General features: G+C 40.5%; 14 protein-coding genes. 10 read left to right on the top strand and 4 right to left on the bottom strand.

Features of this window, described 5'->3' with window-relative positions; genetic code table 11:
- Positions 1–14 precede the first annotated feature (14 nt).
- The gene (locus tag LN995_RS01660; RefSeq protein WP_229957745.1) at positions 15–1229 is read left to right on the top strand and encodes a DUF4861 domain-containing protein; all 1215 of its coding nucleotides are present in this window, start codon (positions 15–17) and stop codon (positions 1227–1229) included.
- Positions 1230–1240: 11 nt separating this feature from the next.
- Here LN995_RS01660 and LN995_RS01665 read toward each other — a convergent pair whose 3' ends face one another.
- A complete protein-coding gene (locus tag LN995_RS01665) occupies positions 1241–2386 on the bottom strand; it encodes a class I SAM-dependent methyltransferase (protein ID WP_229957747.1) in 1146 nt (381 codons plus the stop codon).
- Between the two features lie 458 nt (positions 2387–2844).
- Between LN995_RS01665 and LN995_RS01670 the strand changes: the two genes are divergently transcribed.
- Entirely contained in the window at positions 2845–3186 is a 342-nt protein-coding gene (locus tag LN995_RS01670; RefSeq protein WP_229957749.1) for a hypothetical protein, read from the top strand.
- 191 nt (positions 3187–3377) lie between these two features.
- Positions 3378–3785, top strand: a complete 408-nt coding sequence (locus LN995_RS01675) for a hypothetical protein (RefSeq protein WP_229957751.1) — start codon at positions 3378–3380, stop codon at positions 3783–3785.
- A 132-nt stretch (positions 3786–3917) separates the two neighbouring features.
- Here the strand turns inward: LN995_RS01675 and LN995_RS01680 are convergent, their stop codons facing one another.
- Positions 3918–4271, bottom strand: a complete 354-nt coding sequence (locus tag LN995_RS01680; RefSeq protein WP_229957753.1) for a hypothetical protein — start codon at positions 4269–4271, stop codon at positions 3918–3920.
- Between the two features lie 252 nt (positions 4272–4523).
- Between LN995_RS01680 and LN995_RS01685 the strand changes: the two genes are divergently transcribed.
- Positions 4524–4916: a response regulator gene (locus LN995_RS01685; RefSeq protein ID WP_229957755.1), complete on the top strand. Its 393-nt coding sequence runs from the start codon at positions 4524–4526 to the stop codon at positions 4914–4916.
- A 273-nt stretch (positions 4917–5189) separates the two neighbouring features.
- Here LN995_RS01685 and LN995_RS01690 read toward each other — a convergent pair whose 3' ends face one another.
- Positions 5190–5624, bottom strand: coding sequence for a hypothetical protein (locus LN995_RS01690; RefSeq protein WP_229957757.1), 435 nt, complete (start codon positions 5622–5624; stop codon positions 5190–5192).
- Positions 5625–6052: 428 nt separating this feature from the next.
- Positions 6053–6973: a universal stress protein gene (locus LN995_RS01695; protein WP_229957759.1), complete on the bottom strand. Its 921-nt coding sequence runs from the start codon at positions 6971–6973 to the stop codon at positions 6053–6055.
- Positions 6974–7263: 290 nt separating this feature from the next.
- On the opposite strand from LN995_RS01695, the gene LN995_RS01700 reads away from it, so the two are divergent.
- The 6 genes from LN995_RS01700 to hemA all read left to right on the top strand — a co-directional run bounded on the left by LN995_RS01700 (position 7264) and on the right by hemA (position 13933).
- Entirely contained in the window at positions 7264–7905 is a 642-nt protein-coding gene (locus LN995_RS01700; protein ID WP_229957761.1) for a thioredoxin family protein, read from the top strand.
- Between the two features lie 212 nt (positions 7906–8117).
- The gene (locus LN995_RS01705) at positions 8118–9662 is read left to right on the top strand and encodes a sensor histidine kinase (protein ID WP_229957763.1); all 1545 of its coding nucleotides are present in this window, start codon (positions 8118–8120) and stop codon (positions 9660–9662) included.
- Positions 9663–9676: 14 nt separating this feature from the next.
- Positions 9677–10126 carry a response regulator gene (locus tag LN995_RS01710; RefSeq protein ID WP_229957767.1) on the top strand — a complete coding sequence of 150 codons (450 nt, stop codon included), beginning with the start codon at positions 9677–9679 and terminating at the stop codon, positions 10124–10126.
- A 103-nt stretch (positions 10127–10229) separates the two neighbouring features.
- Entirely contained in the window at positions 10230–11468 is a 1239-nt protein-coding gene (locus tag LN995_RS01715; RefSeq protein ID WP_229957769.1) for a hybrid sensor histidine kinase/response regulator, read from the top strand.
- Entirely contained in the window at positions 11465–12526 is a 1062-nt protein-coding gene (locus LN995_RS01720; protein ID WP_229957771.1) for a response regulator, read from the top strand. Before LN995_RS01715 ends, LN995_RS01720 begins: the two co-directional genes overlap by 4 nt.
- Positions 12527–12655: 129 nt before the next feature.
- A complete protein-coding gene (hemA, locus tag LN995_RS01725) occupies positions 12656–13933 on the top strand; it encodes a glutamyl-tRNA reductase (RefSeq protein WP_229957773.1) in 1278 nt (425 codons plus the stop codon).
- Positions 13934–14741 lie beyond the last annotated feature (808 nt).

The following is a 14741-nucleotide window of genomic DNA, read 5'->3' on the forward strand; positions in this document are numbered from 1 at the left end:
TAAACAAATTCTGCATGGTACCTGATAAGCTTACCAAAAGTAAATGGGCGTTTCTGTTGCTTGGCGCTGTGTTGCTTAGTTCCTGTCAGCAGCAAAATGACAATGCGATATCTTTCACGGTAAAAAACAACCTGGACCTGGACCGCAACTCAGAGACCATTAGCATTCCCGTGGAGAAGGTAGCAGGACTGGTGCAGCAGTTTGAAGTAGAAAACCTGCTCCTCCGGGATGCTGAAACAGACAGCCTGTTGGTGACGCAGGCACTGGATATTGATGCTGACGGTACTGTTGATGAAATCCTCTTTCAGGCAGACATCAAGGCAAAGACAGAGAAAAGTTTTGTTGTTTCAGGTGCAGAAGATGGCGCTGTGCAGCAGCCAAAGAGCGAACTAACCACCTACTCAAGACTGGTGCCCGAGCGGGTGGATGATTATGCCTGGGAGAATGACCGCATCGGCTTCCGCGTCTATGGCCCTGAGGGGCAGCGGCGGGTGGAGGCCGGGGAACCAGGGGGCGCCTTCGGCAGCGGTCCTGACATTTGGCTCAAGCGTGTTTCTTACTCGGTGCTGGACAAGTGGTACGAGAAGGATATAAGCAAGAGTGGCTCCTACCATGAAGATACAGGCGAAGGTTACGACCCTTACCTGGTAGGCAGTAGCAGGGGCTTGGGAGGCATAGGCGTATGGGAGGTAGACTCGCTATATGTGTCCAAGAACTTTGTCTCTTCTAAGAAGATAGCAGAAGGGCCTATCCGCACCGTTTTTGAGCTTACCTATGCCCCCTGGGATGCCAACGGCCGCACGATAAACGAGAAGAAACGCATTAGCCTGGACCTAGGCAGCAACATGACTAGAGTAGAGGAGGTGCTGGAGACAGATAAGCCGCTGCCGAACCTGACCATCGGCATTACACTTCATGATAAAAGAGGAGAAGTGAAAGGCAACCAGGAACAGGGTTGGTTTCGTTATTGGGAGCCGATGGATGACTCCTATCTTGGAACAGGTATTGTGGTAGAGCCTGAAGTGGTGCAGGAGTTCCGTGATCACCGGGTAGAGGCAAAGGATGAGAGCCACCTGTACGTGATAACAAAGCCAGGAAACAACAGGCTGGTGTACTACGCTGGCTTCGGCTGGGATAAGAGTGGGCAGTTCAAGTCTTTGGCCGAATGGGATGCGTATTTGGCTAGTTTTGCCAAACGTGTTGCCTCGCCTCTGGAAGTGACATTTTAAGCTCATAGGGTTTAACTTAGTGTATTAAACTTAACAATGGAGGCAGGAGTAGGCTTCCGGATTATCTGCATAGTCTTAGGATTCTTCAGTTCTACTTTTCCTTGTTGCTGAAGCTGTTCAAAAGCTGACAGATAGTTTTCCCTGATGTAGTTGGTGCTGACGCTGTGTTCTTCATAAATATATGCTACAGCCTTGTACTTATATTGACTGGCCTTGTCTACCAAATCCTCCATCAGTTTTTGAACGGAGTACATTCTTGTTTTAGGAAACAGAGAAAGCTGATGATGAGCTTTTTTATTAGCTACAAATATAGGAACCCCATCCTCCTCAAAATTACTGTAAGGCAAAACCATTTCTTTAAAGCTCCTATAGCAGGCTTTGTCTAAAGTAGAAAACAGCAGGTAATGATCCGCATGTTCATTACTTGGTTCATTGATCCTGAACAAAAATGTAAGATAGCCTTTTTCTTGAAGCAGGGAAACAAAGAGCTTTAGGGTGTACTCCTGCCGCTTTGCGTTGTCCTTTTCTTTTTTGTAGTATGCTTTTATCTGGGTAAACCGCTCACCAAAGAGTTCTGTTAAATATGGGCTTGCTTTTCTGCCTGTTAAAGCTTTTTTAATATTATCAGGGTTAAATAACATAAACAGGTCTGGCTGCCATAAGTCCGTAGCACGTACCAGCATTTCCTGTGCGTAATTATACTCGAAAGGGTTCGTGAAGATAAGTGATCGGCAGCCTACATTAAAATACTCTTCTAAAACTTCCTGGCTGGTAGGCTCAGGTAGCAACATTGGCGGGTGAGTTAGCGATGTATAATAAGACAGGTTTTTAAGCGCTAGTTGCAGCTTATCAAGGATTTCCTTATTGGGCCCACTGAAAAAAGTTCGGACGGATTCGTTTAAATCATGCTTTTTACCTGTACTACGGTAGAGGCTTTCCAACACCTTTGCTGGTGAAGTAATCCATTCAGTTAAGTCACTTTCCGCTGGTCCGGCATATAAGTCGAGGTACAGCAGGGGTACCGGCTCCTTTACTTGTACTTGTTGAACAGTCAGCTGGGTGCTGCACCATATTTCGAAGAGCTTTTCAAGAATCTCCTGTTTTGTCTCCGCATAGCTGCGCCTGGTTCTGAAAAAGTCACTTAATGCTTCAGGCATAAATAAAGATGAGGTACTTGCCATTTAACTTTAGATTCTTTTATGAAGGGCCAAATACAACAACGTGATTTTATACCGACTTATCTTAAATCATGCAGCTGTCTTACTTATCATAAATATTAAACAACTCTGCTTCTGATAAAAAGATACATTATTATATTAGGTGGTGCTAATTTAGTTAGTTTTGCACACAAATGACTAAATTTGTTAGTTGGTTTTGTACTCTTTTTTACATTATGTGTCCTTACAAAGCCAGTGGCTGTTCTTTAAAAATGTATGTGGTTCCTACTGAGGATTTTTTCTACAGAATGTAGAAAAAGGCACACACAGGTTAAATTTTTCCACACACTTTGTATAATTGATTACTTGCTTAGCTTCCTGTAATTCAAGGCTATATAGGCTTGAACAGTTTTGGCATAGTTATATTATAATCTTAATTAAAACTTAAGAATCAAACTATGAAAAAAGTAATATTTATAGCCACAGCAATTGCATTTTTAAGAGTAACTTCAACTGATGCTAGTGCGCAGCAGGTGCAAGAGCAAACTCAACAGGCACAGGCAATTGAGCAAAACATGCAGGACGAAAATAAAGTTAAAGTTAGCCAATATGAGCTTCCAGAGCCAGTTAAAACCTCTTTGAAATGTGATGTGTATAAAAACTGGACTGTAGGAGATATTTATAAAGTATTACCAACTGAAGGAGACGCAGAAGGAAAAATTGTTTATGAGGTAAACATGACGAATGCTGAAGGTCAGCCAGGTATTGTTAGAATAAACGAAAAAGGAGGAATTGTTTAACAAAAATTGTGGTTATAATTCTGGAGCAAAAGCTTTCATTTTGCGTGGGGTCTATTTTTACCAGAGGCAGTAAGTAATTAAGTAGTGTAGCTGGATTATGGAGAGAAAGGCTCTGATAAATAAATTATACCCTAATATATATGTTTAGTACATTTGCCTTTAGTCTGTCGCCTTTAAATTCTACAGAACTTATGCCATTTGAAATAAAGTACGAGTCAGACTTTTACAGAATAGAAGTAGATGCTGCTAACACCCTACTAAGAGCTACATGGCTAAGAAATGTAAATGACAGAGAGATGATTACCGGTGGAACAAAGTTGTTCGAAGTGTGTTGCGATACAAAAGTGGAACGAGCAATAGCTTATATGCAAGCCTTGGGCGCTCTCAACCCTGAAGCGAAAGAATGGATGTCAACTAAATTTTATAAACTGTTGTCTCTGACACCACTAAAGAAATTAGCCCGGATACTGCCAAGTTCACTTTTTCACAGATTATCTTTAGAGTCAGTAGTGACAAGGGCAGAAGCGCTGGGAGTAACTAAGTTTACTGTTAAGAACTTTGTTGATCAGGACCAAGCGCTGGAATGGCTTGTAGAGTAAAAATGCTTAGTGAAGTATAAAGAAAAACACAGGGCTTCAGCCGTTCACTACTGAAGCCCTGTCAAAGCAAAAGGCAAAAAAGAAAACTTACCATTATATACTTATATAAAAATATTTAAGTTTTAAAAGGTTTTAAAGAGAATAAGAAAGAGAGCCATGTCTTATTATTCCTAAATTGTTTGCTGTGTTTTCGCTGGCTATAGCCTGTCGGTAGGTTTTTACAGCTGATAAGTCCTTCTGTGAAATAAGCGTAGCTGAATAGGCATTTTCTGAAATTATAAAGCGCATCACAAGGTTGGGTTCATCTACACGTTCATAATAGTAAGTGCACTGGTCTATGCTTTGCAGCATGGGAGTGGCAAGCCTTCTGAAATTCTTTCTGAAATAATCAGCTGATACTGTTTGTACCCCTTTGTCTGCGGTAGAATACTTAATATACCCATCTTTTAGAAAAGGGAGTATATACTCCATAAACTTCTCCATCATATATATGTTTAATAGGACCCAATAAATGCTTAAGTAGGCTAACCAATACTGGTTTTTTCTACTTATACCCGTTTTTTTTGTCTTATACGAAGAGAGGGAGATTTTGGATGTAGTTATATTGTAAATTTAATATATAAAAAGAGTTGTTTTTTTGCTTAGGGTAAAACAGGTATTGGTACTTATCTTATTACTAACAGAACTTAATATACGTATAACATATCATGTTTTATCTTAACACCTGTAATGAAAAGTTTGGGAAGAATACTGTTAGTAGATAATGATCCTGTTTCTGGTTATACGAATGAGCGCCTGCTTAGGCAAATGGATGTAACAGAGCACATTGATATAGCAAACTGTCCTCACCAGGCATTAGAGTGGGTACATAAAAACTGCGTTTCTCGTCAGGCGGAAAACTGCTTTGACACAATATTTCTGGATGTAGCCACACCTGGTATAGATTTATTTGAGTTTGTAGAAGTTCTTTACTTTCTCCACAAGGAAGGTACCATACATATGCCACGAGTTGTGCTGCTGACATCTTCTTTCAGCCCTGATGATCGTGCCAGGGCTGAAGCTTTCCAAGTATACGATTATATACTAAAGCCTATTACACAGGAAAAAATAAAGCAGGTTCTGTTAAAGTAAAAGCTATAACTGCGTTAAAAGCAGACAAGTATTGTAACGTTTGCTGATGTGAAGTATCCTAACTGCTAAAAGTATAGCAACTGTTTCTTTAATAACCTAGCTTAACAACATAAGATAAATGTTCTAAAAGAAAAAAGTGTCTAACAACAAAGGGCACATCAACTATTGATATGCCCTTTGTTGTTAAACCAGGAATGGCAATAGCATATTATAAAGCTCTTACAGTTTATCTACACGAATAACTGTAAAATGTGCATAAAGGAGTTTTTAGAATTAATTTCCTGGCCATGAAATCCAAGGAATGCGGATAAGGATAAGCACTAATGCCAGTCCATAAAAAATAGCAATGCTTTTGAAACGCTTGCTATCTATCTGTAGACGCTTGGCACGTGAATATCCGATAGTAATCAGCACAACGGCGATAACCATTGTAAGAGGGTGCTCCAGAAAGTAAAGCCTCGAAACTGAGTCTTTCATGGCTGCTCCTGAAGCGAGGGAAGCACCGCGGGGAGACACAAAATATAAGATAAGGCCGATCACCCATTGCAGGTGCGCAGGAATAAGACCGAGCAGGCTTAGCTTTCTGTCTTTATCAGAAAAAGGTTTGTTGCCGAATAAACCAGCTAATGCATTGCCAAAGCTAATTAGCAGCCCTAAAAGCACCAGGTATGCCAGGTAAGAGTGTGAATGTAGTAATCCGGTATACATGTTATTGTTTGGTTAGTATCAGGTGTAAATATAGGGATAAAAAGGCCAAGTTTTCCTTACAAAGCAAATAGTCATCATAAGTTCTATAATCAGCTGCACCTGTCTGATAAAGTTTTCTCCTGATCGTGCTCTTCTACAGAACATCTTTGTGGAAAGATAATACTTACTTATTATCTTTTAGTGGATTTTAAATTTACAAAAAGTATATAAGGAAGCACTGCTGCAGCTGTTTATAAGGTTGCATCTGTTTTCTGATAGTTCAACAGGAAAATTAGCTGAAACATTCTTGTAAGCATACGGGGAGTAGCTGTAAAATTGGTTTATATATTGTAGTCTCCCCCTGTAAGCTTTGCAAGTTCTTTGAACGAAAGGGTAGCTTAAAGTCTGTAATTCAACAGTACTTCAAAAACCTTTCTCTACAGCAAAGGTTAGACAGCAGTATCTTCTGTAAGTACTTCTTGTTGCTGATTAGCTTTTTGAAGAACCTTGTTGGGCAAAGCTAACACCGGAACTACTGGCAAAGCAGTTATTCTTCCTGTGATACTTTTATCTAATAGTCTTTCAAAGAAAGTATGCTTTTGCGGAACCAGGGCAACTAGGTCTGCCTTTTGCTTTTGGATATAGTCTAGAATGCCTGCTGCAACATCCTCAGCGTGCTGAATATAAACTTTATAATCCAGCTTTGTAAAATGTTCGCTTATCAGTTCAATTGCCTCCTGTGTGTCAAGTACGGCTTGTTGCTTCTCATTTTTGTATAGATGCAAAACACTAAGTATCGTATCAAAAGGCTGGATGAGGTTCTGCAATATATCCAGTACTGCACCGTCTGTTACCTTGCATAAATTTGTAGCAAACACAGTAGCTTTATAGCCTTTAAACAGGCTTCCTTTAGGCAGAACGAGTACCGGAACAGTACTACTTTGTATAACAGAAATAGTAGTGCTTCCTAGCAATGTCTGACAAACAGCTCCGCCTCCCTGCATTCCCATTACCACTAAATCTGTATTGTAATCTTTGGCTACTTTTATAATCTGTTCATCTGCTACACCTAACTTAGCTACATAAGTAATTTGTATTTCAGATGTGGTTGTGGTATTCTTCTGATCGTTATTATCAGAAGACATGGCTTCTGTTGTTTGCCTTGCAAAAAGCTCAAGCTCTTTTGCTTTGCCCTTTTCCAAAGCATAAATTACGTCGGTAGCATCATAGGCAGCCGGTGGTGACATAATAGGATAAAACACGTGCAATAGAACAAGCCTTGCCTTAACAGCTTTGGCTAGCTCAAGTCCATACACAAAATTACATTCTGCATTCTGTGAAAAGTCGATAGGTACAAGTATTGTGTTCATGGCTATATGTTTTAACGTTATTGATGTGTACAATCTCTGAACAACATGATGTAAGGTATGCTTTTAAACTTCATTGAATGATGCCTTACATCATATGGAAATTTGAAATCTAGAGAAAAAGATATTAGGTGGAAGTATAGGCTTCTTCAAACAAGTAATACCTGTCACAGTAATAAATATGCCTTACTAATGCTCTTTTCAGGTGTTGGAGGCATAAAACGAAGGGAAATGATTTCTATCATTTTATAGATCAACATATTGCCTTAGACTTGCCTAAATGTTTTGGACCTATGAATACACGCACTATATCTCTTATTCAACTGGTAAACCCGCAAACTTATACCGCATACAAAGCTTTAGTAGAAGGTCTGGTAAAGAAAGGTAAAACAACCGGAGCAGAGCAATCGGAGCAGAAGGTAGCTTACACGAAGTTAAACCTGCAGCGTATAAATCGGGTCGAAAAGCAGTTCTCGATTATGCCTGCTCTGGAAAATCAGTTAATACTATTGCAGCCAAACTGGCATTGGCTTGTATTGGCGGAGGCTTGGTGTGGTGATGCCGCACAATTGTTACCAGCCATTGATAGAATAGCCTCAGTTATACCAGGCATAGAACTTACAGTATTACTGCGCGATGAAAATCCTTTACTGATGGATAGCTGTCTTACCAACGGCAGCCGTGCTATTCCAAAACTCATCTGTAAAGATCTCCATACCCAAAAAAGGGTTTTTACTTGGGGCCCACGTCCTGCTGCCATTCAGGAACAGCTATTAAAGTACCAGGCTGACAACCCTGATGATACACCAGAAGAAGTTGCCTTGCAGCTACATGCGTGGTATGCACAGGATCGTTGCCTGGCTTTACAGCAAGACCTGCTACAGCTGATAAAAGAAGAATTAAATAAGCAAAGTTCAACTGCTGCACTTGTGTAACCTGTTGCATACTAGAAATAGCTGGTGATATAAAACTTGCGGAATAACGTGTTCCCTTTTTTATATGGAGTTTCTGCCGTTACAAGATTAGTCTGATAGCTTGTAATTAAACAGCAGATAAATAATTTTTAAATCTTGTTTATGGGTTAAAATGTAAATGCCATTTTGCCTAGTTTAGCAAGAGTAAGTACCTTTATAAAAAAGGAAGGCAATTGAACGGTTCACCACAAAATCAGAATAAGAGCATAGAAAGTCAGTCGCGGCTGAAAGCAATTATTGAAACTGCTGTAGATGGTGTTATAACTATTGACAGCAGCGGTATTATGGAAAGTGTCAATCCGGCTGCTGCCAACATTTTTGGGTATGAGCCGGAGGAAATGACAGGCCAGAATGTGCGTATGCTGATGCCGGAACCGGATCATGGCCTGCACGATAATTATATTGAGCGGTATAGGCAGACAGGGGTGGGGCAGATTATAGGGAAAGGACGGGAAGTGCTTGGCAAGAAAAAAAGCGGCACAGTTTTTCCTTTCTTTTTAAGCATTGCGGAAGTAAAACTACAGGGCAAAGTTATTTTTACAGGCATTGTGCATGATATTACGGACCTGAAAAAGACGGAGGAGGCACTGCGCGAAAGTGAAAGTAAGATTAACTCAATTATACAGACGGCTGTAGATGGTATTATTACGATTAATACGAGGGGAGTTATTGAAATGGTTAACCCTTCCGCGGCCAAGTTATTTGAGTATGAAGAGCACGAGCTGCTAGGGCAGAAAATAGATATACTGATGCCCGAGCCGGACAGAAGTGCACATGATAGCTACATGCACCACTATCATGTAACAGGCGAGAAACACATTATTGGTATTGGCCGTGAAGTGTCTGGCATAACCAAGACAGGTAAAATATTCCCGTTGTACTTGAGCATAAGTGAGGTACAGCTGACAGACCGTAAAGTATACACTGGCTTTATACATGATATTACCTATCAAAAGCTAAGCGAGGAAAGGCTGAGGCGTTATGCCTCTGAGTTGGAGCGAAGTAACCGGGAACTACAGGATTTTGCTTACGTGTCTTCGCATGACCTGCAGGAGCCGTTACGGAAAATTCAGGCATTTGGCGACAGGCTGAAAACCAAAGAGTATGATAAACTCAGTGGCCAAGGCAAAGACTATGTAGACCGAATGCTGAACGCTGCTTCACGCATGCAGAACCTGATCAACGACCTGCTGGATTTCTCCAGGGTAACTACCAAATCAAAGCCTTTTGTAGAAGTAAACCTCGATAAGGTGCTGCTTGAGGTACTGTCGGATCTGGAAATCATCATCGAAAAAAAAGGAGCTGTTGTTTCTCACACACCTTTGCCAACTGTAGACGCAGATCCTACACAAATGCGTCAGCTGTTCCAGAACCTGATCAGTAATGCTATTAAGTTTTGTAAAGAAAATGAAAAGCCGGTTATTAATATATTTGCAAAACAGTTACAGTTAAAAGCACACTTGACTGCTACGCCAGGCGACGAGTTAGTGGAGATACACGTGGAGGATAATGGCATTGGCTTCGACGAAAAGTACCTGGACCGTATATTTAACATTTTTCAGAGGTTGGAGGGACAGAAGTATGAGGGCTCCGGCATAGGTTTGGCTATCTGTCGTAAAATTGCCATCCGGCACGGAGGAGATATCACAGCTCATAGCCAAGTAGGAGCAGGTACAACTTTTATTGTAACATTAGCTAAAAAGCACCTTCAGGAATAAAATAATAGAAAATAATGAGCCGAAACAGAAGCACAATTATTATACTTATAGCCGACGATGACGAAGAGGACAGGATGCTGGTAAAAGAGGCTCTGGAGGAAAGCCAGTTAACAAACGGAATACAGTTTGTTGAGAACGGGGAGGAGTTGATGGACTACCTGCACAACCGCAACAAGTTCTCTGATAAAGAAAAGTACCCGACGCCAGGCCTGATCTTGCTGGACCTGAACATGCCTAAGAAAGATGGCCGTGAGGCTTTGAAGGAGATTAAAGAGGATGAGCACCTTCGGGTTATACCTGTGGTTGTGCTTACTACTTCTAAAGCAGAAGAAGATATTCTCAGAACTTACGATTTAGGGGTTAGCTCTTTTATAACTAAACCCGTAACCTTTGCTTCTCTGGTAGATGTAATGAAAACCTTAAGCAAATACTGGTTTGAAATTGTAGAGCTGCCAAAACCCTGAATAATCTAAGTTTGGATAATTTAAAAGTTAGTGAATAACCATTACCATATTTCTGCTTTTAAAGCTTCCTGACTTTCAAACCCTTTTAAACTCTCTGAACTTCATGTCTGATAAAACAAAAGTTTTATTAATCGACGATGACGAGGATGATTACATAATCACCCGTGATATTATGGATGATATCCCGGGGCGAGGCTTCCTGCTGGACTGGACAGCTTCCTTCACAGAGGCGCTGGAACTAATTAAGCAGGACCAGTATGATGTATATCTTGTTGATTTCAGATTAGGTGTGCATGATGGACTGGAACTGATCACTACCGCTGTAGAGGGAGGTACTACAGCTCCATTTATACTTCTGACAGGCCAGAGTGACCGCGAAACCGATGAAAAAGCCATGCGGGCCGGAGCACTGGATTACCTGGTAAAAGGAACATTCAATCCTTTCGACCTCGAGCGTTCCATCCGTTACAGTATAGAGCACGCCAAAAGTCTTGCTGAAATTCAGAAGCTGAATGCTGAACTGGAGCAGCGTGTAGTAGAGCGCACGCAGGAGTTGGCAGAAGCTATAAAAAAGTTAGAGCACACTAACAGGAGCCTCTACAAAGCACAGCAGGAAATACACAAGGCCCTGCAGAAAGAGAAAGAGCTGCATGAGTTAAAGTCCCGGTTTGTAACAATTGCCTCTCATGAGTTCCGGACTCCTCTTAGTACTGTACTTTCATCGGCTTCGCTTATTGGCAAATATAAGACAACAGAAGACGATGAAAAGAGGCAAAAGCATGTAGAGCGCATTAAATCCTCTGTTAGCAACCTTACTTCTATCTTAAACGATTTCTTGTCTATCAGCAGGATTGAGGAAGGCAAAATTTATAATGTTCCGACCACATTCAATCTAATCACGTTTGCAACAGAACTTGTGGATGAGATGCAGGGCTATCTGAAAGTGGGGCAGGTTATCGACTACAAATATGAAAGTGATCAAGTAATAAACCTCGACAAGCAACTCTTAAAGAATATACTGCTTAACCTGCTCTCCAATGGTAGTAAGTATTCAGGTGAGGGTAAAACTATTTCTCTAAGAACAGAAATGCAGGGCAACGAGCTAAATATTACGGTGCAGGATGAAGGTATAGGCATTCCTAAAGCTGATCAGGCGCATTTATTTACTCCTTTTTTCAGAGCACAAAATGTTACAAACATTCAAGGTACTGGTTTAGGACTGAATATTGTAAAAAGATATGTGGAGATAATGGGAGGAACACTTCAATACAAAAGCGAGTTAAACCAAGGAACTACTTTTACTATCTGTATTCCAAACGCAGCAGCAGCAGCAGAATTATGAAAAAGATACTTCTTATAGAAGATAACCAGGAAATAAGGGAGAACACATCTGAAATTTTAGCATTAGCAAACTATAAAGTTATAGAGGCAGAGCATGGAAGAGCAGGAGTGGAACTGGCGAAAAAAGAGCTTCCAGACCTGATTGTATGTGACATTATGATGCCGCAGCTGGATGGCTACGGAGTATTGCACATGCTTAGCAAGAACCCTGTAACGGCAAGTATTCCTTTTATTTTTCTAACTGCTAAATCTGAGAAAGAGGACTTCCGCAAAGGAATGAACCTGGGAGCCGACGATTATCTTACTAAGCCCTTTGACGATGTGGAATTATTGGATGCTATTGAGATTCGCCTTAAAAAGAGCGAAATATTAAGGTCAGAGTTTAAGAAGAATGCAGAGGGGCTGGATGAGTTTATTCAGGAAGCAAAGGGCTACGAAGAACTGGAGAAGCTGATCTCAGAAAACCGTAGACTGACTTCTATTAAGAAAAAGCAGTACCTGTTTATGGAGGGGAACAGACCCAATGCACTGTTTTTTTTAAATAAAGGCAAGGTAAAGGCTTTTAAGTCAAACGAAGATGGGAGGGAATATATTACTAACCTATACAAAGACGGAGACTTTATAGGCTATCTTGATCTGCTGGAAGAAACAACATATCGTGAATCGGCTATGGCTCTGGAGGAGTCGGAGGTATACATCATTCCTAAAGATGATTTCTTTAACCTGCTGCACCGCAACCGCGACGTGGCCAGTAAGTTTATAAAAATACTTTCTGATAACCTGGCTGACAGGGAAGAACGCCTGCTTAAGTTAGCTTATAATTCTGTTAGAAAGCGTGTGGCTGAATCTCTGATGCTTGTGGAGAAACAGTATCAGCGCGAGGAGGGAGCCCAGAAGCAGATTACCATTTCAAGAGAAGATCTTGCCAGCATAGTAGGAGCTTCTAAAGAAACCGTAATCCGCACCCTTGCTGATTTCAAAGATGAAAAATTGATTGATAGCCAGGGAAGCAGAATAACGATCCTGGATATGGATAAACTTAGCCGTATGCGTAACTAGGCTTCAGGCTGATACAGTTGGTAATGTTTTTAAATTCATATGGTGATAAAGATCCTGTCAGGAACTGATATTTATCATATTTACTGACCATATGTTTTCTGAATTTTGTATTACTTAATTTGAAAGATAATGCAAAATAGATTTAAAGCACTTAGTTTATCATATAAAGACGTTCCGATTGCAGTACGGGAAGCGGTAGCACTGAACGAAATAGCTTGTAAGAACCTGCTTGATAAAATCAGGGAGTTTACAAGTGCTAATGATGTGCTGGTCCTTTCCACCTGTAACCGCATGGAAATCTATTATTCCGCAGACATTGATCTTTCCCGGCAACTGATTAAGTTGATTGCAGTTGAAAAGGGCTTTATCGCGACAAGAGAAGTTGCTCCTTATTTCAAAAGAATAACTCAACATGAAGCAGCTGTGCAGCACCTGTTTTATGTATCACTAGGGCTGGAGTCTCAGGTGGTAGGTGATATGCAGATATTAAACCAGGTAAAGAAAGCCTACCAGTGGACAGCCGATGCCGACATGGCTGGCCCTTTCCTGCACAGACTGCTGCATACTATTTTTGCAGCTAACAAGCAGGTAGTTAATGAAACAGCTTTTCGTGATGGTGCTGCCTCTGTATCTTATGCAACAGTGGAGTTGGTAGAAGAGCTTACCAGAGATATAGAAAACCCGCGTATATTGATGATTGGTGTTGGAGAGATCGGGGCTAACGTATGTGATAACTTTCAGAAATCAACTCTACAAAATATCATTATTGCCAACAGAACCTACCATAAAGCACTTGAGCTAGCAAAGAAAACAGGTGCGCAGGCAGTATACTGGGAAAATGTGTGGCAACAGATACAGCTTGCCGATGTTGTGATCTCTTCAGTACCCGGAGATTGCTTTTTTATCAGCAAAAAAGAAGTAGAAAACCGCAAACTAAGTAGGCCAAAGTTCTTTATAGACCTGTCTATGCCACGAAGTATAGACAATGAATTAGAAACATTGCCAGATGCTTATGTTTACAATGTTGACAGCATTCGTAACAGAGCTACAGAGGCGCTTGAAATGCGCTTTGCTGCTATTCCTCAGGTAAAAAATATTATAGCCGAGGCTATAGTTGAGTTTGAAGGCTGGACTCGTGAAATGGTAATGTCACCTGCCATTCAGCAGTTCAAAAATCAGTTGGAGCAAATTCGTCAGCAGGAAGTAGCACGGTACCTGAAGAAGTTAAATGGACAAGAGAAGGAGGTAATAGAAATCATCACCAAGAGTATTTTGAACAAAATAGTAAAGATGCCGGCTCTTGAATTAAAAGGTGCTTGCCAGCGCGGCGAACCTGAAGCACTGTTGGAAGGGTTGAACAAGCTGTTTAACCTTGATCTTCCTAAAGAAGGGGTAATTGTGAAGTAGATGTAAATTTAAGTAAAGATAAAGAGTATACCTCCCTGAACAGACGCACGATTATATAAAATACTCAGGAAGATATGTTTAAGTGTTAAAGTGGGCGATTACTGTGCCATAAGCTTAGACTTGTTGTGTAAAAGCGTTTTTTGGAAAATAGTACCTGTCTTAAATTTTTCCAGTAAACTATTGTTATTTATCCCAAGCCAGTATTACAGTTCTATGTATAAAGTTCTGTTAAAAGAGAGAGGCTAGTAGCTCAAAAATCTACACAAGAGTAATTGCAGGCAGGTTTTAAGTTTGTCTAACTTACATATTACGTAAAAAGCACTCCTACTTCAAGAGCCTGCTTAAGCTTTGGTGCCATAAGTAGGTAAAATGAAAGGTGGTAACCTAATGATATTATTGCCTGTTTTATAGCTAGTTAGTAGTTATAGGCACAGACTTTGCACAATATGTGTTAATGAAAAAGGAGAAAAGGTTTGGTATTTCCTTGCAGAATAAAATAAAATGCTTACCTTTGCATCCCAATTCAGTAGGAAGAGTGCTTGATCAGAAGGGTTAAGAAAAAAAATAAAAAAAAGTTTTGTAGATTCGGAAAATGTTCTGATATTTGCACTCCCAAATAAACGAAAGTTATTTGAGGGTGATAGTTGAGACCTCGTAACAAGAGGTGCAAGAGAAGAAAAATGTTCTTCTGCAAGTTCTTTGAGAGATTGTTTGAGATAGAAATTTAAGGTAAGTCCACGTGGAAAGTTGAAAAGCTAACTGCGTCGATTCCATTAGAGGATAAAAAAGAGACAGGGCCGGGACAGAC

This window comes from Pontibacter silvestris (genome assembly GCF_020907275.1).
Lineage (GTDB): Bacteria > Bacteroidota > Bacteroidia > Cytophagales > Hymenobacteraceae > Pontibacter > Pontibacter silvestris.